Source organism: Enterococcus moraviensis ATCC BAA-383 (assembly GCF_000407445.1).
Lineage (GTDB): Bacteria > Bacillota > Bacilli > Lactobacillales > Enterococcaceae > Enterococcus_L > Enterococcus_L moraviensis.
In genome coordinates this window covers 1242460-1263041 of record NZ_ASWB01000001.1, presented here as the reverse complement: position 1 = coordinate 1263041, position 20582 = coordinate 1242460, and the positions used below count along the sequence as shown (strand labels likewise).

Genomic DNA, 20582 nt, shown 5'->3' with positions numbered 1-20582 from the left:
AACGAGCCCATTCAGCTTTTATTATCTAGCTTTAAGGGCTAGCACCTCGGAAAAAAGATAAAAATGGAGTGAGATAAAGAGCATCTCAATCAATTTTTTCTATTTTTCAGTCGGAGCTGAACGAGCCCATTCAGCTTTTATTATCTAGCTTTAAGGGCTAGCACCTCGGAAAAAAGATAAAAATAAAGGAGGTAAAGAACACCTCAATCAATTTTTTCTATTTTTCAGTCGGAGCTGAACGAGCCCATTCAGCTTTTATTATCTAGCTTTAAGGGCTAGCCTTTCGGGAAAAAGATAAAAATAAAGGAGGTAAAGAACACCTCAATTATTTTTCCTATTTTCCAGTCAAGGCTGAACGAGCCCATTCAGCTTTTAAATTTAGGAGGTAATGATGTTATCTATTGGTGATTTTTCAAAGGTTTCTCAGGTTTCAGCTAAAACACTTCGGTATTATGATGAGATAAATCTACTTAAACCGACATTTACAGATGCTGCTAGTGGGTATCGTTATTATGATGTAGGGCAACTTGAAACGATTCTTTTGATTAAACGATTGAAGGAATATACATTTTCCTTAGATGAAATCAAGGTGATACTTGAAAGTGAGCAGGATCAAGAACTACTTCAAGTAGCAATTAATAAAAAGAAAAAGGAAATCACGCAAAAGATGCAGAATTATTCCCTATTATTGGAACGTATCGCTGATGATTTAGCAACCTTAGAAAGGGGAAATAAATTAATGTCTTATCTAAACTCAATTGAAGTTAAACTGACTGAAGTACCAGAAATGAATATTTTATATCTAAGAAAACAAATGAACGTAAATGAATATGGAAAGTATATTGGAGAGTTGTTCGGGCGTTTGACCGCTGAAAAATTTACGCCAACAGGACCACCTTTGACGATTTATCATAGCCCAGATTTTAATCCTGAAAATAGTGATATGGAATTAGCTGTACCAATCGTCGAAAAAAATGAGCAAACAAGAGTTTTTCCAACATGCTTATGTGCAACATCTATATATACCGGACCTTATACAGAACTCGCTTCAGTGTACAGTAAAATGTTAAAGTGGATTGAAGAGCAAGGCTATAAAATGAATGGTGCACCTTTTGAAATCTATCAAACGGATCCTAACACCACCGATCCAGACAAAAATATCGTTGAAGTCTATTTTCCAGTAGCACTCTAAAGTCTCAGTGATTATGAACAGCAGGTCGACAGATGATTATTCTGTGGACCTGCTTTTTTTTAATTAGTATCAACAGGTTTAATAAAGTTTTAAAATAAGGCTTGAAAATCATTTTAATAGCATTTACTCTATTGTTGAGAACGACATTGATCAATATCCTCTCAAAACCAAAGGAGGAAATAGCAGATGAAAACAGAAGTGATACCTAGACAACGAATTTTTTATTTAAGACGAATTGGGAGCTATGGACAAGCGAACCAAGAATTGATGATGACTTTTAAAGAGCGATTAAAAATAGAAAATTTATTTGATAAAGAGACCGTTATCTACGGAATTGCTTGGAGTGAACCAAATACACCGAAAGAAAACTGTATTTATGATGTTTGTGTAACGGTATCGGCAGAACAAAAAAATCTTAAAGGAGTGAAAGAAGGAGAAATTGAAAATGGCAAGTATGCGAACTTTAAGGTCGAACACACTAGTGAAGCAGTTCAAGAATTTTGGACAGCGTTTATGCAGCCAGATTTTCAAAAGCAACATTCAATGATTATTGATTTCAAACGTCCAATTTTAGAAAGGTATGCTGTAAAGCACATTGAGGCAGGTTATTGTGAGTTTTGCGTGCCGATTAAATAATTGAAGTTTTAGAGGAGGAGACATCGGCATATCCTTCTCTAAAACTCATTAAATCAACTAAATTCTAAGCAAAAATTGCTTCAATTTCTTTTTGCCTGTGGATGATGAATACTAACATTTCTCGATTTGCTTTAGCTAGTTGTTTAAAGGTAGGATCGTCATTATCTCGATCACCAAAATAAGCTACACAAATCATCTGAATCCCACAAATAACATAAAAAATAGCAGATTTTTCAGCTTTTGTTAAAGGATTTTTTTCGATCATAGCCTGTTAAGATTAATGAAAGAAGTGGTAACCAGTCATCGTAATGCTCGGAGGACATTTGACTTAATATACTTGTGGCACAATAACAAGGATCGAATAAGCGAATATTTTTTTCCACTAAATCAAAATCAATAAAACCATTAACTTTATGATTTAAAAATAAAATATTTTCAAAGTTTGGATCACGGTGAATAATTTGTACAGGGAGTTTTGAATAAAGTTCGCCAAAAACAGATAAATAATTTGTAAAAAAGGTTGCTGGAATGTTTAATGACCATTGCTGCGTTTGTTTTTTTACATCAGGCAAGGCCCATTTTTGAACCGTTTCAAATACATTAGCTGGATCACATAAAATCTGTTTATCTAAGTCTAGAAAAGCATTATGTAATTGAGCGATTGCTGTACCATATGCCAATGCATAAGTATCTTTCTCAAAAATAGTTTGAATAGATAGTGGTTCTCCCTCAATCCCCTTTTTAAGAATCAATAACGATTCATTTTCGATAAATTGTTGACCATCGATCGTTGGTATAGGCAAGGAAGAAGCGAATCCTTGTTTTGCGAGAGCTTAGGCAATAGCAATATTTTTTAACTCACCACCTCGATCTTTAGTGTGGTGTAGATAGTTATCTGTTCCTATTTTCCAAACCATTTTCGGTTGTTGCAGTCCATAATTGGTTGAGCTTACTTCAATAGTTGTAGCTGGATTGATCTTCCAATTTTTTAAAACATTTTTTAATTCCTGGTTATTCAAATTCATAAATACATGTTCCTTTCGGCCTGTTTCCTTGAGTTCATCTTTGTAAATAGTTAAATACTTTTTAGGAGAGCAGCCATATTCTTTTACAAAAGCTTTATAAAAACCTGCATAGGTATTAAAGCCGTAAGTAAAAGCTACGTCGATTGTTTTTTTTCCGGATCCTATTTCTGTGAGAACCTTTTTTAATCGGCGATTTAAGATATAGGAGGCTAAGGACATGCCTACAGCAGCAGAAAATTGGCGATAAAAATAGTAAACTGAATAGCCGACTTGATCAGCTAAGGATTCAGCTGTAAGTGAGGTATCAAGTTTTTTTTCAATATGGTTTAAGAGTAAAATCAATCGTTCGGGTGGCATAATTTATCTCCTTTTCATGAATAGTTAAAGTATACATGATTCTAGGAAGAAAAAGATTTCCTCTAGTGCGCAATGTAAATTTTCTAAAAACTATTGACTAAATTTTATTTTCGTGATAAATTGTTTAGAAATAAATGAAAATTTAATGAAAATACGATGATCAGAATAGTAGATGAAGTGATTTGTTTTAGAGAGTTTCCGTTTGCTGTAAGGAAATAACAAATCATCATCGAACACGCCTGTGAGTTGTTTTTCTGAACTAGTAGTAGGGAATCACAGTATTTCGTTCCTTATATCAGTAAGAAAAATCGGAGAGTCCGTTATCACTCCTTAGTTTATCAAACTAACAGAGGTTTTTACTGTGAAGTAAAAACAAATCTGAGGTGGGACCACGTGAAAATATTCTCGTCCTCTTGGCTTATTTGCCAAGGGGGCGTTTTTGTCTTTACTTTCATAATCTTGCTTTATGGAAAAATGTTATGTCAATAGTGATTAGCCAAAAACAAGGAGGGAACGCAATGAAATGGAATCGTAGTTTACCGTCAGGAACAAAAGACAAGTTATTTCGAGAAGCCAATGGCGCATATCAACTAGAAAAACAAGTTAACGATATCGTGAAAAAAAGAGGCTATCAACGAATCGATACACCCGTGATTGAGTTTGAAGATGTATTTTACAGTGAAGAAAAAAATGAAAAAGAATTTTACCGCTTTTTTGACAAACAAGGCCGACTACTTGTATTAAGACCTGATATGACGATGCCGATCGGTCGAGTGATTGCCACAACAGGCATTCAACCACCTCTAAAATTATCATACAGTGGAAAAATATTTCGTTCAAATGATGCTATGTTAGGAGAACAAAATGAATTAACACAAGCTGGAATAGAATTGGTTGGTTATACCTCTTTAAAAGCCGAAGTCGAATGTATTACCTGTGCGGTGGAAATTTTAGAAGAGTTGAAGATTCCTAATTTCCATTTTGAATTGGGACATGCTCAAATTTTTCGTTTAATTGTACAGTTTCTTGAGTTGGATGAGCAAGCAAAAACAAACCTTCAAATTTATTTTAATCATAAAAATTTAACAGATCTCAACCAATTTGTCGCACTCTATCCAAGCGAATTGGATGCATTTATCTGTGCAATTCCAAGACTCTTTGGTGAAGCTGACGAAGTATTATCAATCGCAAGAGAACTATTGCCAAAATCGTCAAAAATCATACAAGTCATCGATGAATTAGATAGGATCGTGCAAATTATCAAGACACAACACCCAACGATTTCATTAACAGTCGATTTAGGCTTAGTTGCACTAATGGATTATTACACAGGTGTTTTATTTAGTGGATATGCTGATTTGGTACCAGATATTTTTCTTAGAGGTGGACGGTATGATCATTTGGCAGAACAATTCGGGCATCCAGTCATTCCAGCTGTTGGGTTAGGAATTAATTTAGATACGTTAGTTACTTTGCAATATCAACTCGATAATCTTGCTTTTTTGGAACAGCCGACAACATTAGTTCACAGCACGTTGACATACCTAGCAAAAGCAGAAGCATTAGTGAAAGAGAATCCAGATTATCAATTATCCTTATTTGAAACACTAGAAGAAGCGATACGCTACGGCGAAAAATGGCGATACCAACAGGTGATAGAAGTAACCCAAGAGAACATACGTAGCATAAAGGTTGGTGATTCAAATTGACACAATTGACTATTGCATTGACAAAAGGACGTTTGGAAAAAAAGACACTCTCTCTATTTGAACAAGCAGGAATCGATGTTTCCTTTATGCAAGACAAACAACGGAAATTGATTTTCACCAGCCCAGATCAACGATTTAAGTTTCTTTTAGTAAAAGCAGCTGACGTAACGACTTACGTACGGCATGGTGTGGCAGATATTGGAATCGTGGGCAAAGATGTCCTAATGGAACATCCCTTTGGCTATTATGAGATGCTGGATTTAAAAATCGGTGTCTGTAAGTTTTCAGTCGCTTCCACAAAAAACTACCAGCCAGATGATTATAAAAGAAAACGGATTGCAACGAAATATCCCACCGTTGCCTCAGAACATTTTCGAAAAAAAGGGGAAGATGTTGAAATAATCAAAATCGAAGGATCTGTTGAAATTGCGCCAGTTCTAGGATTGGCCGATGCAATTGTTGATATCGTTGAAACAGGTACGACATTAAAAGAAAATGGGTTAGAAATTTTTGAAGATATCTGTTCGGTCTCTGCTCGCTTGATCGTAAATAAAGCAATGTTGAAAAGAAAACGCCAAGCAATATTCCAATTGTTTGATGAACTAGAAACAGTGATTGGAGGGAACTAAAATGAAATGGTTGAAAGGTGAAACAACCGAAATTTTAAGGGCACTAAATAAAGATGTCCGAATGATTCAAAAAGACAATCAGCAAATAGAAGAACAAGTTCGTCAAATCATTCAACAAGTGATTCAAAACGGAGACCAAGCTTTAAAAGTGTATTCCAAAAAATTTGATCAAGTTGAACTGCAGAATTTATCTTTATCACAAGAAACCATTACTTTAGGCTATCAACGTGTGGAAAAAGAGGTGATTGCCGCTTTAGAAGCAGCTAAAGAGAATATTATCAGCTACCATCAAAAACAAAAACAATATGATTTTATGGACACAGAAAAATCAGGAGTGTTACGTGGACAATTAGTATTACCGCTAGCGCGCGTAGGTGTTTATGTTCCAGGTGGAACGGCGGCGTATCCATCCTCTGTCTTAATGAATGTACTGCCAGCAAAAATTGCTGGGGTCAAAGAAATCATTATGGTGACACCACCGTCGAAAGAAGGCGTTCCAGATGTCATTTTAGCAGCGGCAAAGATAGCAGGAGTAGATAAAATTTTTCAAATTGGCGGAGCACAAAGTATCGCCGCCCTTGCTTATGGAACAGAAACAATTCCTAAAGTGGACAAAATTGTTGGACCTGGCAACATCTATGTAGCAACTGCAAAAAAACAAGTCTTTGGTACGGTAGGAATCGATATGATCGCAGGACCATCTGAGATTGGGATCATAGCAGATGAAACAGCAAATCCCATTTATATTGCGGCCGATTTGTTGTCTCAGGCAGAACATGATACGCTTGCCAGAGCAATACTAGTGACAAACTCAGTCGCACTTGCAGAACAAGTCGAAATAGAAATGGATCGACAACTAGAAACATTACCACGAAAAGAAATCGCAGAACAATCCATTAAAAATAATGGACTGATTATTGTAGCATCAACTATATCGGCGATGTTTACGATCATGAATGAAATAGCACCAGAGCATTTAGAAGTACAGTTGGAAGATCCCATCAGTTACTTACATGAAATCAAAAATGCTGGTTCGATCTTTTTAGGAGAATACGCATCCGAGCCAGTAGGAGATTATTTTTCTGGAACCAATCATGTATTGCCAACAAGTGGTACGGCAAAATTTTATTCACCATTAAGCGTGTATGATTTTGTGAAGTATAGTCAAGTCACTTATTATACAAAAGATGCCTTAGCTGAGGCTAAAGAGGCCATTGCACTTTTGGCGCGAAAAGAAGGACTGGAAGCACACGCTAGAGCAGTTGAATGTCGCTTTGAGTGAATCGGAAAAATTAGAGTTTGAAACGGAGGGAAAAAAATGAGAACAGCAACTTTAACAAGAAAAACTGCTGAAACAAAAATTGAGTTGAGACTTGATTTAGACAGTCAAGAACCAGTTGCGATCCAAACAGGCGTTGGATTTTTTGATCACATGCTGATTTTATTTGCTCGTCACAGTCAGATATCATTGGAAGTGAAAGTAGAAGGGGACCTAGATGTAGATAGCCACCATACAGTAGAAGATGTTGGGATCGTTTTAGGTCAATGTATACGAGAAGCTTTAGGGGATAAAGCTGGAATCAATCGTTATGGAACTAGTTTTGTGCCGATGGATGAATCTTTAGGTATGGCTTCCTTAGATTTAAGTGGGCGTTCATATTTAGTATTTGATGCGTCGTTTACTAATCCTAAACTTGGTGATTTTGATACAGAATTAGCAGAAGAATTCTTCCAAGCATTCGCTTTTAACGCTAAAATGACTCTTCATTTAAAAATTTTACACGGCAAAAATACACACCATAAAATAGAAGCATTATTTAAAGCAACTGGTCGAGCGTTGAGAGAAGCGATGACGAAAAATCCGTCAATAAAAGGAATCAACTCCACGAAAGGAATTCTGTAGATGATTATTATCATTGATTACGACACTGGAAATACACGAAATGTTCAAAAAGCGTTAGAGTACGTTGGCTTGGAAAGTAAAATCTCCGCAGATCCTGATGAGATTGTAAAAGCCAATGGATTGATTTTACCTGGGGTAGGTGCTTTTTCATTAGCGATGGAGGAGTTAAAAAAACGTGGCTTAATTAGTGTGATTCAAGAGGTGGCTCAAAAAGGTATGCCTATTTTAGGTGTTTGCTTAGGTATGCAGTTGCTTTTAGAAGGAAGTATGGAGAATGGATTTACTGCGGGTTTAGGGTTGATTGAAGGACTTTGCGAAAAACTTCCAGATGATCCTGATTTACCTGTTCCACACATGGGGTGGAACCAATTGATTGTTACAAATCAAACGTTGTTAACAAAAGAAGTGGATGAGCAGTACGTTTATTTTGTTCATTCTTATTATGTAGATTGTGAGCCAGATAAAATTGATGCACTTGTAGAATATTCAATTAAGGTGCCAGCAATGATCTCAAGTGGAAATATTTACGGGACTCAGTTTCATCCAGAAAAAAGTAGTGACGTTGGTTTGAGGATTTTAAGAGGATTTAAGGAGGTGGTGGATCATGTATGTTTTACCAGCGATTGATATTAGAGAAGGAAAAGCAGTTCGACTAATACAAGGGGACTTTTTACAAAAAACGGTTGTTCATCCTAATCCAGTAGCGCAAGCAAGAGAATTTAAAGCAGCAGGTATTGAGATGATACATGTTGTTGATTTAGATGGAGCATTAATGGGGAAAGCAACGAATGCCTCGCTCATTGAAGAAATGAAAAAAGAAACAGGGCTAAAGATAGAAATTGGCGGGGGAATCCGTACACTGGAACAAATCGATGCGTATGTTTCACTTGGAATCGATCGAATCATTATTGGTTCAGCAGCCTTGAAAGACCCAGAGTTAGTGAAAAAAGCTGTCATAACATATGGAGATAAAATCGCAGTCGGTATTGATGCTAAGAATGGGAAAGTTGCGATTAGTGGTTGGCTGGATGTTAGTGAAACAGACTATTTGCAAATGGCTGAAGAGATGGCGAAAATCGGAGTGCAGACGATTATTTACACCGATATTTCGAAGGACGGAACACTTGCTGGACCAACGTTTGAAGATTATGCCAAGTTGACGCAGCTTGTACCTGGTGTGCAAATCATTGCTTCAGGTGGTGTCAACAAAAAAGCCGACCTATTGCAATTGGCTGAATTAGGTGTTTATGGAACCATCGTTGGGAAAGCTTTTTATAATGGGGCGATCACTTTGGAAGATATGTTGGAGGTAGAAAAAAATGCTGACTAAACGTATTATTCCTTGCTTAGATGTAACAAATGGGCGAGTAGTTAAAGGTGTTAATTTCATTGATCTACAAGATGTAGGAGATCCTGTAGCTATTGCTAAGGCGTATGGTGAACAGGGGGCTGACGAACTGGTTTTTCTAGATATTACGGCTACCATTGATGATCGTGAGACGATGATCGATGTAGTAGAACGAACGGCAGCAGAAGTGTTTATTCCTTTAACGGTAGGTGGAGGTATCCGTACTGTTTCAGATATGAAAAAAATGCTACAAGCAGGAGCTGACAAAATTTCTCTTAATTCAGCAGCGATTCAACAACCAGAATTGATTCAGGCAGGAGCTGAAAAATTTGGTTCACAGTGTATCGTTGTCGCAATTGATGCCAAACGAACGGGTGACTCGTGGCATGTTTTTATAAAAGGCGGACGAGAAGATACGGGATTAGATGCCATAGAATGGGCTCAGCAGGCGGTCGCTTTAGGTGCAGGTGAAATTTTATTAACAAGCATGGATGCGGATGGGACAAAAAAAGGCTATGATCTTGCCTTGAACCAAGCGGTTTGTCAAGTTGTCACTGTTCCAGTGATCGCATCAGGTGGCTGTGGTAATGTAGAAGATATTATAGAAGTGTTTGAGCAAACGAAAGTAAGTGCGGCATTAGCTGCCAGTATTTTCCACTATGGTGAAGTAAAACTTCCAGAATTGAAAGAAGTCTTGGAACAACATGGAATGGTGGTGCGCCGATGAAACCTAATTTTAAGGATGGATTGTTACCTGCAATTATTATAGAAGAAAAAACAAATGACGTACTGATGTTGGCTTATATGAATGAGGAAAGTTATCAGAAGACGCTTGAAACAGGTAAAACTTGGTTTTATTCTCGATCTCGTCAACGATTATGGAACAAAGGAGAGACAAGTGGTCATTGCCAAAAAGTAAAAAGAATTGTTACAGACTGCGATAAAGATACCTTGCTAATCACTGTTGAACAAACAGGTCCAGCTTGTCATACAGGTAAGCATAGTTGTTTTTTCAATGTTATTATCTAGCATTGTAGGCTAGTCTTTTGGGAAGAAGATAAACTAAGGAGGTAAGGGACATGATCGAGGCACTTTATGAAGAAATACAAGCGCGTAAAAAACAACCTAAAGAAGGATCGTATACAAATTATCTATTCAGTCAAGGCTTAGATAAAATTTTAAAAAAGGTTGGAGAAGAGGCCGCTGAAGTGATCATTGCGGCAAAAAATGATCCAGCTGAACTTGTGTGTGAAACCTCTGATTTGATCTACCACATGTTGGTTCTATTGGTAGAACAAGGCATTTCATTAGACGAAATCAGAGTAGAATTAAATAAACGAGAAGGAAAATTGAGTAAGACAGAAGAACGTAAGCCAATTGATGAACTTTAAAATGACCCGAAAATAAAAAAGCGATCCTCATAAACTTAATATGAAGATCGCTTCTTTTATTTTTCAGTTGGGCAATCCAAAGAATCAGTTGCCTCTAAAACGTACGTAGCATCATCTGCTTCATCATATAACGAAGCAGGTTTATCATTCAGGCATTGAATGATTAGGTGGTACCCATACTCATCTTGAGCGACTAAGCGTTTGCTCGTTAATTCGACTAACATGTAACGTAAATTTTTACCATCGATAATGATTTGCAGATCATCTTCGATTTTTAATGTATGTTGTGTGGCTTTGACTTTATTAACAAACCACCAGTTACCCAAATAACGATTATATAAATTAGGACTATCTGAATCGATCTGCTGATTTCCTTGTTTCTTTTTCAAGAACAATGAACCAGCAATACCCGTAATTAGTGATGCACCTAAAAATAATGACCAATGTTTTTTCATAATAATGTTCTCCTCCAAAACAATCATAGCACGAAATTAAAAAACAAACTATTCGAAAATCGTTTCCTATAAAAAAACTTAATGAAGTCCCTCCTCCTGCAAAGTAAATTGAAATAATGGGCCCTAGTTTTTATTATATAGTGAAAGCATTCTTCGAAAAGTTTGACGATGCTTTTTCCGCTAAAATATGGTATTGTTTTGAAGAAAGGGTGTTACAATGATTACATATCCAAACGTGCATCTAGCACATTTTATGAATAGACCAAATCGCTTTATAGCTGAGTGCCGTTTACAAGAGACGGGTGAAATGGTAACGGTTCATGTCAAAAATACTGGGCGATGTAAAGAACTATTTCATCCAGAAGTGGAAGTCGCTTTGTCGTACCAGCCTTCTCCAAAGAGAAAAACAGACTATGACTTAATCGCTGTTAAAAAGAATAAGGCTTGGTTTAACATTGATAGCCAAGTGCCAAATGCACTGGCTGCTCAAGCAATTCAAGACGGCGTAATTATTTTACCAGGTTTAAAAGGAAACATTGTTTCGGTAAAACGCGAAAAACGATTTGCCCAGTCACAATTTGATATACTAGTAGAAACGGACACTGGGAATCAAGCCTTCGTTGAAGTGAAAGGAATGACTTTAGAAAATCATGCTTTAGGAGCATTTCCAGACGCCCCAACACTGCGCGGCTTGAAACATGTGACGGAATTGATCGAAGCTATGAATGAAGGCTATCAAAGTTATGTGTTATTTGTTGCTCAGTTTGAAAAAATCGAAGCTGCAACGATTCATACAACGATGCAGCCAGCTTTAGCGGAAATGATTTTATTAGGACAACACCAAGGGCTAAGCGTCATTACTTACAATTGTTTGGTCACTCCTGATACAATAGCAATAGAACATCAGGTACCATTTGATGTCACAAAAACGTTTGAAGATCCAAATTCAGAAAGGTGAGGGTAAACATGATTCACTTAGGTATTATTGGAACAAACTGGATTAGCCATCAATTCGTCAAAGCAGCATTGGAAACAAATCGCTATGATTTGACAGCAGTCTATTCACGCAAATTAGAAACAGCGCAAAAGTTTGGTGAAGAGTATGGTGATGTTGAATATGCAACGGATTTAAAAACATTTTTTGGTATTGCACATATGGATACAGTTTACATTGCCTCTCCTAATTCCCTTCATTTTGAACAAGCGAAGCAAGGGATTTTGGCAGGGAAAAATATTATAGTTGAAAAGCCAGCTTTTTCAACGCCAGAAGAAATGGCGGAAATCATTACGCTTGCAAATCAGCAAAAAGTCTTCTTTTTTGAAGCTGCTCGCAATATCCATGAGAAAAGTTTCAAAAAAATTGGCGATTTATTGCCACTTAAAAATCAAATACTGGGTGCAAATTTCACCTATATGAAATACTCTTCACGATATGACCAAGTACTTGATGGTCAAGAACCAAATATCTTTTCGCCTCATTTTTCAGGAGGCGCTATGGCGGATCTTGGCGTGTATTTAGTTTATGCTGCTGTAGGATGGTTTGGTATGCCGAATGAAAGTCATTATTTCGCCAGAAAACTGCCAACAGATGTAGACGGAATCGGTACAGCTATTTTAAGATACGATCTATTTGATGTTACCTTACAGACCGGAAAAAATGCAGATTCTTTCTTAGATTCTGAAATTTACTTTGATGGCGGTACGTTGATTTTAGATAGTGTAAATACCATCTCTAAAGCAGAATTTCATGATCGTAACCATCAAGAACGCGATATATTAGATATAACAACTGAAGAAAACCCAATGATCGAAGAAGCACGTGATTTTGCAGATATTCTTGAGAATCCGAATGATTTGACTATGGGCGCTCGGTATGAAGAATGGGTAGAACTGTCCCGCAATGTAAATAAAGTCCTAACAACACTAAGAAAAAGTGCAGGCATCGTTTTTGATGCAGATAAAGAATAAACAGTTTCAACAAGGAAAGGATAACTATGACATTTATTAAAAATTTACCAGAAGCTTGGCAAGAACATTGGCAGGCTTCTGGTTTTAGCGAGCCATCAATGATTCAAGAAAAAAGTTTCCAACCTCTAAAAGAAAGAGAAAATGTTTTAGGTATTTCCCCAACTGGTTCAGGTAAAACCTTAGCTTATGTGTTACCTCTACTCTTAAATGTAGAAAAAGATCAAGGAAGTCAATTATTGATTTTGGCACCTTCACAAGAATTAGCCGTACAAATCAGTCAAGTAGTTCGTGATTGGGCATCGCTGCTTCAATTGAAAACACAAAGCTTGATTGGTGGCGCTAATGTCGGACGTCAAATCGAAAAATTAAAAAAGAAACCTGAAATATTAGTCGGAACTCCTGGTCGTGTACTAGAACTCATCAAAACAAAGAAAATCAAAAGCCATTTGCTACAAACGGTGATAATGGATGAGGTCGATCAATTGTTCCATGAAAAAGAACTAAACTTGACTAAACAAATTCTAGCGAGTGCACCAACAGAATTTCAGTTAGTTTTTTATTCGGCAACTGCTGATCGTGTAGCGGAAGAAGCACAAAAATTAACAGAACAACTAACGATTATTGATGTAACAGATGAAGACCGATCAAGTGGTGTTGTAAACCATTATTTTATGGCATTGTCTCCTAGAAAAAAAAGTGATTATTTAAGAAGTTTAGCTTATACATCAGATTTTCGTGCAATGGTTTTCTTCAATCAAGTTGCTGATTTAGGTTCAGTAGAAGAGAAACTGATTTATGAAGGGGTGTCAGTAGTTGGACTTGCTTCAGATCAAAATAAAACATTACGCAAATTAGCGATCGATCAATTCGCTAAAAAACGAGCAGTAATGCTTTTAACGACAGATATTGCAGCTAGAGGATTAGATTTTGAGGCAATTCCATTTGTTGTCAACGCCGAAGTTCCTTTGTCTGAAGAGAGCTATATCCACCGCTCTGGACGAGTTGGCCGAATGGGTGCAGCTGGCTCGGTGATCACCTTTGTCAACGATGCAACAAAAAGAGATTATCAACGATTAATGAAAAAAATAGAACGTCCATCAAAAGAAATTTTTCTATATGATGGCGCCATCCATTTAACTAGAAAAGAAAAAGGCGCAGCAGATGAAAAAAATATAAATCCAACTGCGACACCTAAAAAAGAAAAAGCAGAAAAAATAGCACCAAACAAGCAAGCTGCTAAACCTAAAAAGCGGCCAAAAAACAACAAAAATAAAGGGGCTAGACGTAAACCGTCTAAAACTGAATAATCAAAATAAGAAAGAACGTCAGATTTAAGGAGGCTATCCATGAAATCGAGAAAAGACGAGATTTTAACGGTTTTAGAAGCAAAAAAACAAGGAATGACAGCAGCAGAGGTTGCACGTGAACTGACGATCGATCGAAGCAATGCCAGCCGTTATTTAAGTGAATTATTCAAAGAACGAAAAATTATTAAAAGCGATGGACGTCCAGTCATCTATTCGGCTGTAACAGAAGAAGAAAAAGTACATGTAGACAATTCGAGCGAGGTAACATTTGATAACTTAGTGGGAGCGCATGATTCATTAAAAGTTAGCATTCAACAGGCTAAAGCGGCGATTTTATATCCACCGCGAGGCTTACATACTATTATCTTTGGTGAAACTGGAACAGGGAAATCATTATTTGCAGAATGTATGTACCATTTTGCGGTTGATTCAAAAACGTTGGCACCAGATGCTCCCTTTGTTTCATTTAACTGTGCAGACTACGCTCAAAATCCTCAATTACTTTTTGGTCATATTTTTGGTGTGAAAAAAGGAGCCTATACAGGAGCGAATGAAGACAGCCCAGGGTTGATGTCAAAAGCTGACGGAGGAATTCTTTTCCTTGATGAAATTCACCGCTTACCGCCAGAAGGTCAAGAGATGTTATTCACATTTATTGACAAAGGCATTTACCGCCCGCTTGGAGAAAGTGGGCAAACATACGAAGCATCTGTTCAAATCATTGGTGCAACGACGGAATCTTCAGAGAGCTTTTTGACAACATTTAATCGTAGAATTCCAATGGCAATCACGTTGCCTTCATTAGATTCTCGTTCGTTGGATGAGCGTTATGATATTATCTCTTTGTTTATCAAACAAGAAGCAAATCGTTTAAACCAACGTATCGATATCAAAAGAGAAGCGATCTTAGCATTTATGCTATATGATGCTGAAGGAAATATTGGACAAGTTAAACGAGATTTAAAACTCGTTTGCGCGAAATCTTTCCTCCATTACCGTACGCACAATGAATCTAGTTTAGTCATTCAAAAACGTGATCTGCCTCTTCAAGTACAAAAAGGATTATTAAAAATCAAAGAAGTTTCGGATCGTTTAGATCGTTTTGTGGATAGTAAAAGCAATTATTTGAGTTTTGAACCTGGCACTAATGAAGTGGTTTGGTCTCAAGATCCAGCTCGTGATATGCAAGTTTACAATGAGATAGAAGAAAAAGTAGCTACCTTATCAGCGAATGAATTGGAAAATGTCAATTTGGAACAGCTGATTTCTAGTGATATGGATGCCTATTTTCAAACCTATGTGGATGAATTGACGCAAAATCCGGTGCATAAAGAATTACTACCAGAGCCAATTTGGAAACTCACAGATCGTCTATATGATATTGCAGAAAAACGATTAGAACGCACATACAATGAAAAAGCTCGTTTTGCTTTTGCGCTACATTTACAAAGTACGATCGACCGTGTTAGAGAAGGTCATGTCATCGTTCATCCAAACTTAAACAATGTTCGAAAAAAAATGAAAAAAGAATTTCAAGTTGCAATGGATTTATCAGCAATCATTGAAGAAGAAAATAATATTGAAATACCTTTTGATGAAATTGGTTTTATCAGTATGTTTTTGTCGATCAATGTTGGCAGTAAAGAAAAAGTTCATGAGAATAATGTTGGTGTAGTGGTGTTGATGCATGGTGATTCAACTGCTTCAAGTATGTTAAAAACCGCCCAAGAATTACTAGGAACAGAAACAGGCGTTGCCATGAACATGCCACTGACGATGGAAGTTCAAACGATGTATGAACAATTAAAAAGTTTTGTAGTGGAACATCGTGAAAAATTAGTGAATGGTATGTTACTTTTGACAGATATGGGTTCGTTGAATTCATTTGGTAATTTGATTTATGAGGAAACAGGAATTCGTACGAAAGCCATCACCATGACGAGTACTATGATTGTTTTAGAAGCAATTCGTATGGCTAGTGTTGGACGTAGCTTAGAAGATATCTATCAAAATATTCAAATGTCATTTGAAAGTATTATCAGAGAGCAATTTAGAACGAGTCCACAAAATCGAGATGAGGTCAAAAAAGCGGTCGTCGTCACCTGCTTCACTGGAGAAGGCGTTGCTGCGAAGTTATATCAACGTATTTTGCCTGTCATCGATGAAAATAAGGTGGAAATTATCCAAATGCAGTTTTTAGAACGTGAAGCCTTTAAAAAACACATCGACAGTTTAATGGAAGAGTATGAAATTAAAGCAATTGCCGGAACGGTCGATGTTGAATATCAAAATATTCCGTTTTTCTCAGCGTATGATATTTTTGATGATGAAAAATTAAATGTGTTAAAACGAATTGCAGGCGATGAAGTACCAACTGAAAAAATCGTAAAATCTTTGGGAGGAACAATCACTGCAGTTGATTCTTTACAAAAATTGATTGTGATGCTGCAAAAAACGATCCATCAGATTCAAACGGATATGCATATTATTGTAGAACCCGGGGTTGATGCAGGGATTGTGATTCATCTAGCGTTTTTAGTGGATGCTATATTAAAAGGTGAAAAATCAAAAGAATTTGAACACCTAGCTCAGTTCATGAAAAAGTACCGTTTAGAGACAGATGTTACTAGAACTAATCTAATGGTGATCGAAAAAGCCTATCGTGTCACGTTTACCGAGTCAGACATTGCACATCTTACAGAATTATTTTTGGAAAATAGAATCGAAGCAATCACAGATTATAAGCAAAAATGATTAGTGTGTATTTCGAAAAATAATAGTGTGTACACAAAATGTATAGACCAAAATCTACTTATCATAGGATTTGGTCTATATTTTTTTTGGCACGCTTCTTGCTTATATAAACGTGTAAGGATAATAGTGAAATTAGGAGGAGTGGCAACAATGGCTAAAAAAACAATTATGTTAGTATGTTCAGCAGGAATGAGTACAAGTTTATTGGTAACAAAGATGCAAAAAGCAGCAGAGGATCGTGGAATGGAAGCAGATATCTTTGCAGTATCCGCATCAGATGCAGATAACAACTTAGAAGCCAAGGATGTAAACGTATTACTTTTAGGCCCGCAAGTGCGTTTCATGAAGGCTCAATTCGAACAAAAATTAGCCCCTAAAGGCATTCCATTTGATGTGATCAACATGTCAGATTACGGTATGATGAATGGCGAAAAAGTATTAGACCAAGCACTATCTTTAATGGACAAATAAGTAAAATAAAAAATGAATGGAGCGTTTAATTATGGAAGATCAACAAAATTTAGAAGCAGTAATGGGATTAATCATGTATGGAGGCAATGCTAAAAGCGATGCAATGGAAGCGATAGCAGCAGCGAAAGCAGGTAATTTTGAACTAGCTGACCAAAAAATCGTAGATGCAGAAGAATCTTTGGTTCAAGCACATCATTCTCAAACAGGAATGCTAACGCAAGAAGCACAAGGAAACCACATTCAAGTAACGTTATTGACGGTTCATAGTCAAGACCACTTGATGACATCAATCGCTTTTACGGATCTAGCGAAAGAAATCATTGATTTATATCGTCGCATGGATAACGCATAAGGATCGATTGTTCTTTAGAACGAGAAAAAACTAAAAGTGGTTGTACTGTAACAGCACTTTTATAACGACTGATTTGAAAAGTATCATGCTTTTTAGATAAATATTGTTTAGGGGGATTTACAAACGATGGACAAATTTGTTCAATGGATGGAAAAATATTTTATGCCGAAAGCTTCAGTAATTGCAGCGCAACGGCACTTGGTGGCAATTCGTGATGCCTTTGTGGTGACGATGCCATTAATGATTTTAGGAGCACTTGCTGTACTTATTAACAACTTACCAATTCCTGGATTTCCAGAATTAATGGATAAACTATTTCCAATGATTGCCAAAGATGCACCAATTTGGAAAAGCTTTGGTGGGAACATTTGGAATGGGACATTCGCAATTTTTTCAGTTTTGATCGCATTTTTAGTAGCCTATAACTTAGTAAAATCCTATGGTAAAGATGGAATTGCAGCCGGAACAGTTTCTGTTGCTTCATTCTTTGCTGTTGGTGGATTAAGCGGTATGGATGCTACGGGATTATTTATTGCATTAGTTATTGCACTTATTTCAGGAGAATTATTCCAACGATTAGTAGGAAACGAAAAATTAGTAATCAAAATGCCAGATGGTGTTCCACCAGCTGTTGCAAAATCATTTGCTGCATTATTACCAGCAATGATCACAATCAGTCTTTTCAGTTTGATTACGTCTATCTTACTTGGTCTAGGCGTTGACAATATCGTAGTTTCATTCTATGAAGCAGTTCAAAAACCATTTATGGGATTAGCAAACAGCTACCCATCTGCACTACTATTAGCATTTATTACACCGTTCTTATGGTTCTTCGGTTTACACGGAGCCAACATGGTAGATCCATTGATGCAAACAATCAATGTACCAGCGATTGATGCTAATATCAAAGCGTTAGAAGCAGGGGACAAGATTCCTTATATTGTAAACAAACCATTTTTTGATTCATTTGTAAACTTGGGTGGAACAGGTGCTACTTTAGGTCTATTGATTGCGATTTTCTTAGTGGGACGTAAAAATAAACCATTTAAAGTAATCACAAATTTAAGTTTAGCACCAGGTGTTTTCAATATTAATGAACCAGTAATGTTTGGTCTACCGATCGTCTTAAATCCGATCATGTTTATTCCATTTATCATTACACCGATGGTTCTTGTAACGACAGCATATATTGCAACAGCTACAGGTATTGTGCCTGCTGCAACATTTATGCCACCTTGGGTAACACCACCGATCATTGGCGGATTCTTAGCAACTAAGAGTATTGCCGGAGGTGTGTTAGCTGCAGTGAACTTAGTCATTTCTATTTTGATTTATATTCCATTTGTTAAAGTAGCTACGGATCAGTTCTTAAAACAAGAAGCAGCAGCATTAGAGCAAGAAGGTAACACTCAAGCTTAATAACATGAACTAATAGATAAAATCTCCTTAAATTAGATTGAGAATAACAAACAAGTTATTTTTCTCAGACTTTGGGAGATTTTATCTATTTTCAAATTCAAATTATTTTTAGGAGATGACAATGATGAACTATCAGTTTCCAAAAGGTTTTTGGTGGGGATCTGCTGCAAGCGGTCCACAAACAGAAGGTGTTTTTGACGGAGATGGAAAAGCACAGAATATATGGGATTTTTGGTACGAAGAAAAACCAGAAAAATTCTTTAACGAAGTAGGCCCAGATAAAACGTCGCGTTTTTATAAAAAGTATCAAGAAGATATTCAATTGATGAAAGAAACAGGTCATAATTCTTTTCGGACTTCAATCCAATGGAGCCGTTTGATTCCTAATCCTGAAACTGGAGCTGTCAATCCAAAAGCAGTTGACTTTTATAATGATGTGATTGATGGTCTATTAGCAAATGGGATTGAGCCCTTCTTTAATTTGTATCATTTTGATATGCCGATGACAATGCAAGAAAAAGGTGGCTGGCTCAATAAAGAAGTTGTGGATCAGTATGTTTATTATGCTAAAACATGTTTTGAATTATTTGGTGACCGTGTGAAAAAATGGTTTACACACAATGAACCTATTGTGCCAGTTGAAGGTGGTTACTTATACGGTTGGCATTATCCAGATGAAGTGAATTTAAAACATGGCGTGCAAGTTGCCTATCATGAAGCGTTGGCTAGTGCTAAAGCAATTGAAGTCTATCATGGTATGCATTTAGATGGTGAAATAGGAATCGTCCTTAACTTGACACCCACTTATCCAAGAAATGAACAAAATGAAGCAGATGTGAAAGCTGCCCGTTTAGTGGATGGCTTATTTAATCGATCTTTCTTAGATCCAGCAGTTAAAGGCTATTTTCCAGCAGATATTATCAACTGGGTCAAAGAAAATGATTTAATGCCTATAACAACGCCGGAAGAGTTAAAAATAATTGCAGAGAATACAGTAGATCTTTTGGGCGTTAACTATTATCAACCTCGCAGAGTAAAAAGCAAAGAGACACCGATAGAGAATACTGGGAATAGTATTTTACCTGAAGATTTTTATGATGTGTACGACATGCCAGGGAAAAAGATGAATCCATACCGTGGTTGGGAGATTTATGAAAAAGGGATTTATGATACATTGATGAACTTAAAAGAAAATTATGGGAATGTACGCTGCTATATTTCTGAAAACGGAATGGGCGTAGAAGGTGAAGAGCGATTTGTCAATGAGACAGGGATGATTGAAGATGACTATCGCATTGAATTTGTGACCGATCATTTAAAATGGGTTCACCAAGCAATTCAAGAAGGAAGCAATGTTCAAGGGTATCATATGTGGACATGTATGGATAACTGGTCATGGTTAAATGCTTATAAGAATCGTTATGGTTTTATTGCGGTCGATTTAGAGCAAGAGGGGAAAAGAACAATTAAAAAAAGTGGTTACTGGTTCAATGAGTTAACAAAAAACAATGGTTTTGATTAAAAGATAGAAAGCGTTTCAAATGCTTTAATAAAAGGAAAGAAAACGCACACAAAAATAGTGTGTAACGAAAAATGAGTAGTGTGTACACAATTTGTATAGACCAAAACCCTGTTGTTGCAAGGTTTGGTCTATACATCTAATTGG

The 20582-nt window shown here is 36.6% G+C and carries 22 protein-coding genes, 1 pseudogene and 1 other annotated feature; of the genes and pseudogenes, 19 read left to right on the top strand and 4 right to left on the bottom strand.

What is annotated here, in order from left to right; genetic code table 11:
* The first annotated feature begins 391 nt into the window (after positions 1 to 391).
* Both I586_RS05945 and I586_RS05940 read left to right on the top strand, forming a co-directional pair.
* Entirely contained in the window at positions 392 to 1192 is an 801-nt protein-coding gene (locus I586_RS05945; protein ID WP_010764063.1) for a MerR family transcriptional regulator, read from the top strand.
* Positions 1193 to 1378: 186 nt separating this feature from the next.
* On the top strand, positions 1379 to 1828 hold the full coding sequence (locus I586_RS05940) for a GyrI-like domain-containing protein (RefSeq protein ID WP_010764064.1): 450 nt from the start codon (positions 1379 to 1381) through the stop codon (positions 1826 to 1828).
* 64 nt (positions 1829 to 1892) lie between these two features.
* Here the strand turns inward: I586_RS05940 and I586_RS17525 are convergent, their stop codons facing one another.
* The 3 genes and pseudogenes from I586_RS17525 to I586_RS16925 all read right to left on the bottom strand — a co-directional run bounded on the left by I586_RS17525 (position 1893) and on the right by I586_RS16925 (position 3210).
* Entirely contained in the window at positions 1893 to 2024 is a 132-nt protein-coding gene (locus I586_RS17525; RefSeq protein ID WP_279615032.1) for a hypothetical protein, read from the bottom strand.
* A 37-nt stretch (positions 2025 to 2061) separates the two neighbouring features.
* A pseudogene (locus I586_RS17065) lies at positions 2062 to 2646 on the bottom strand (phosphotransferase); the annotation flags it as partial.
* Positions 2647 to 2661: 15 nt separating this feature from the next.
* Entirely contained in the window at positions 2662 to 3210 is a 549-nt protein-coding gene (locus I586_RS16925; RefSeq protein WP_010764066.1) for a helix-turn-helix domain-containing protein, read from the bottom strand.
* Between the two features lie 147 nt (positions 3211 to 3357).
* Positions 3358 to 3626: a binding site (T-box leader), on the top strand.
* Positions 3627 to 3728: 102 nt separating this feature from the next.
* Here I586_RS16925 and hisZ point away from each other — a divergent pair.
* The 9 genes from hisZ to hisE are packed head-to-tail and all read left to right on the top strand — an operon-like array spanning position 3729 to position 10190.
* Positions 3729 to 4919 carry an ATP phosphoribosyltransferase regulatory subunit gene (hisZ, locus tag I586_RS05925; RefSeq protein ID WP_010764067.1) on the top strand — a complete coding sequence of 397 codons (1191 nt, stop codon included), beginning with the start codon at positions 3729 to 3731 and terminating at the stop codon, positions 4917 to 4919.
* A complete protein-coding gene (gene hisG, locus I586_RS05920) occupies positions 4916 to 5548 on the top strand; it encodes an ATP phosphoribosyltransferase (protein WP_010764068.1) in 633 nt (210 codons plus the stop codon). Before hisZ ends, hisG begins: the two co-directional genes overlap by 4 nt.
* A gap of 1 nt (position 5549) precedes the next feature.
* A complete protein-coding gene (gene hisD / locus I586_RS05915) occupies positions 5550 to 6830 on the top strand; it encodes a histidinol dehydrogenase (protein ID WP_010764069.1) in 1281 nt (426 codons plus the stop codon).
* 36 nt (positions 6831 to 6866) lie between these two features.
* The gene (gene hisB / locus I586_RS05910) at positions 6867 to 7451 is read left to right on the top strand and encodes an imidazoleglycerol-phosphate dehydratase HisB (RefSeq protein WP_010764070.1); all 585 of its coding nucleotides are present in this window, start codon (positions 6867 to 6869) and stop codon (positions 7449 to 7451) included.
* Positions 7452 to 8078 carry an imidazole glycerol phosphate synthase subunit HisH gene (gene hisH, locus I586_RS05905; protein ID WP_010764071.1) on the top strand — a complete coding sequence of 209 codons (627 nt, stop codon included), beginning with the start codon at positions 7452 to 7454 and terminating at the stop codon, positions 8076 to 8078.
* Positions 8056 to 8781: a 1-(5-phosphoribosyl)-5-[(5-phosphoribosylamino)methylideneamino]imidazole-4-carboxamide isomerase gene (hisA, locus tag I586_RS05900; protein WP_010764072.1), complete on the top strand. Its 726-nt coding sequence runs from the start codon at positions 8056 to 8058 to the stop codon at positions 8779 to 8781. Before hisH ends, hisA begins: the two co-directional genes overlap by 23 nt.
* Positions 8771 to 9526 (top strand): imidazole glycerol phosphate synthase subunit HisF, encoded by a 756-nt coding sequence (hisF, locus tag I586_RS05895; RefSeq protein WP_010764073.1) that lies wholly within the window; start codon positions 8771 to 8773, stop codon positions 9524 to 9526. Before hisA ends, hisF begins: the two co-directional genes overlap by 11 nt.
* The gene (gene hisI, locus I586_RS05890) at positions 9523 to 9828 is read left to right on the top strand and encodes a phosphoribosyl-AMP cyclohydrolase (protein WP_010764074.1); all 306 of its coding nucleotides are present in this window, start codon (positions 9523 to 9525) and stop codon (positions 9826 to 9828) included. The genes hisF and hisI overlap by 4 nt, the downstream gene beginning before the upstream one ends.
* A gap of 50 nt (positions 9829 to 9878) precedes the next feature.
* A complete protein-coding gene (gene hisE / locus I586_RS05885; protein WP_010764075.1) occupies positions 9879 to 10190 on the top strand; it encodes a phosphoribosyl-ATP diphosphatase in 312 nt (103 codons plus the stop codon).
* Between the two features lie 56 nt (positions 10191 to 10246).
* On the opposite strand, the gene I586_RS05880 is transcribed toward hisE, so the two are convergent.
* Positions 10247 to 10645, bottom strand: a complete 399-nt coding sequence (locus I586_RS05880; protein WP_010764076.1) for a DUF4828 domain-containing protein — start codon at positions 10643 to 10645, stop codon at positions 10247 to 10249.
* 220 nt (positions 10646 to 10865) lie between these two features.
* Between I586_RS05880 and sfsA the strand changes: the two genes are divergently transcribed.
* From sfsA to I586_RS05840, 8 genes are all read left to right on the top strand, one after another.
* Positions 10866 to 11603 carry a DNA/RNA nuclease SfsA gene (gene sfsA / locus I586_RS05875; RefSeq protein WP_034703222.1) on the top strand — a complete coding sequence of 246 codons (738 nt, stop codon included), beginning with the start codon at positions 10866 to 10868 and terminating at the stop codon, positions 11601 to 11603.
* Positions 11604 to 11611: 8 nt separating this feature from the next.
* Positions 11612 to 12613: a Gfo/Idh/MocA family protein gene (locus I586_RS05870; protein ID WP_010764078.1), complete on the top strand. Its 1002-nt coding sequence runs from the start codon at positions 11612 to 11614 to the stop codon at positions 12611 to 12613.
* 26 nt (positions 12614 to 12639) lie between these two features.
* Positions 12640 to 13920, top strand: a complete 1281-nt coding sequence (locus I586_RS05865) for a DEAD/DEAH box helicase (RefSeq protein ID WP_010764079.1) — start codon at positions 12640 to 12642, stop codon at positions 13918 to 13920.
* A 39-nt stretch (positions 13921 to 13959) separates the two neighbouring features.
* Positions 13960 to 16674: a sigma-54-dependent transcriptional regulator gene (locus I586_RS05860; RefSeq protein WP_010764080.1), complete on the top strand. Its 2715-nt coding sequence runs from the start codon at positions 13960 to 13962 to the stop codon at positions 16672 to 16674.
* Between the two features lie 150 nt (positions 16675 to 16824).
* Positions 16825 to 17145 carry a PTS sugar transporter subunit IIB gene (locus I586_RS05855; protein ID WP_010764081.1) on the top strand — a complete coding sequence of 107 codons (321 nt, stop codon included), beginning with the start codon at positions 16825 to 16827 and terminating at the stop codon, positions 17143 to 17145.
* A 31-nt stretch (positions 17146 to 17176) separates the two neighbouring features.
* Positions 17177 to 17497: a PTS lactose/cellobiose transporter subunit IIA gene (locus I586_RS05850; RefSeq protein ID WP_010764082.1), complete on the top strand. Its 321-nt coding sequence runs from the start codon at positions 17177 to 17179 to the stop codon at positions 17495 to 17497.
* Positions 17498 to 17623: 126 nt separating this feature from the next.
* Entirely contained in the window at positions 17624 to 18916 is a 1293-nt protein-coding gene (locus tag I586_RS05845; RefSeq protein WP_010764083.1) for a PTS sugar transporter subunit IIC, read from the top strand.
* A 124-nt stretch (positions 18917 to 19040) separates the two neighbouring features.
* Positions 19041 to 20438 carry a glycoside hydrolase family 1 protein gene (locus tag I586_RS05840; RefSeq protein WP_034701604.1) on the top strand — a complete coding sequence of 466 codons (1398 nt, stop codon included), beginning with the start codon at positions 19041 to 19043 and terminating at the stop codon, positions 20436 to 20438.
* Positions 20439 to 20582 lie beyond the last annotated feature (144 nt).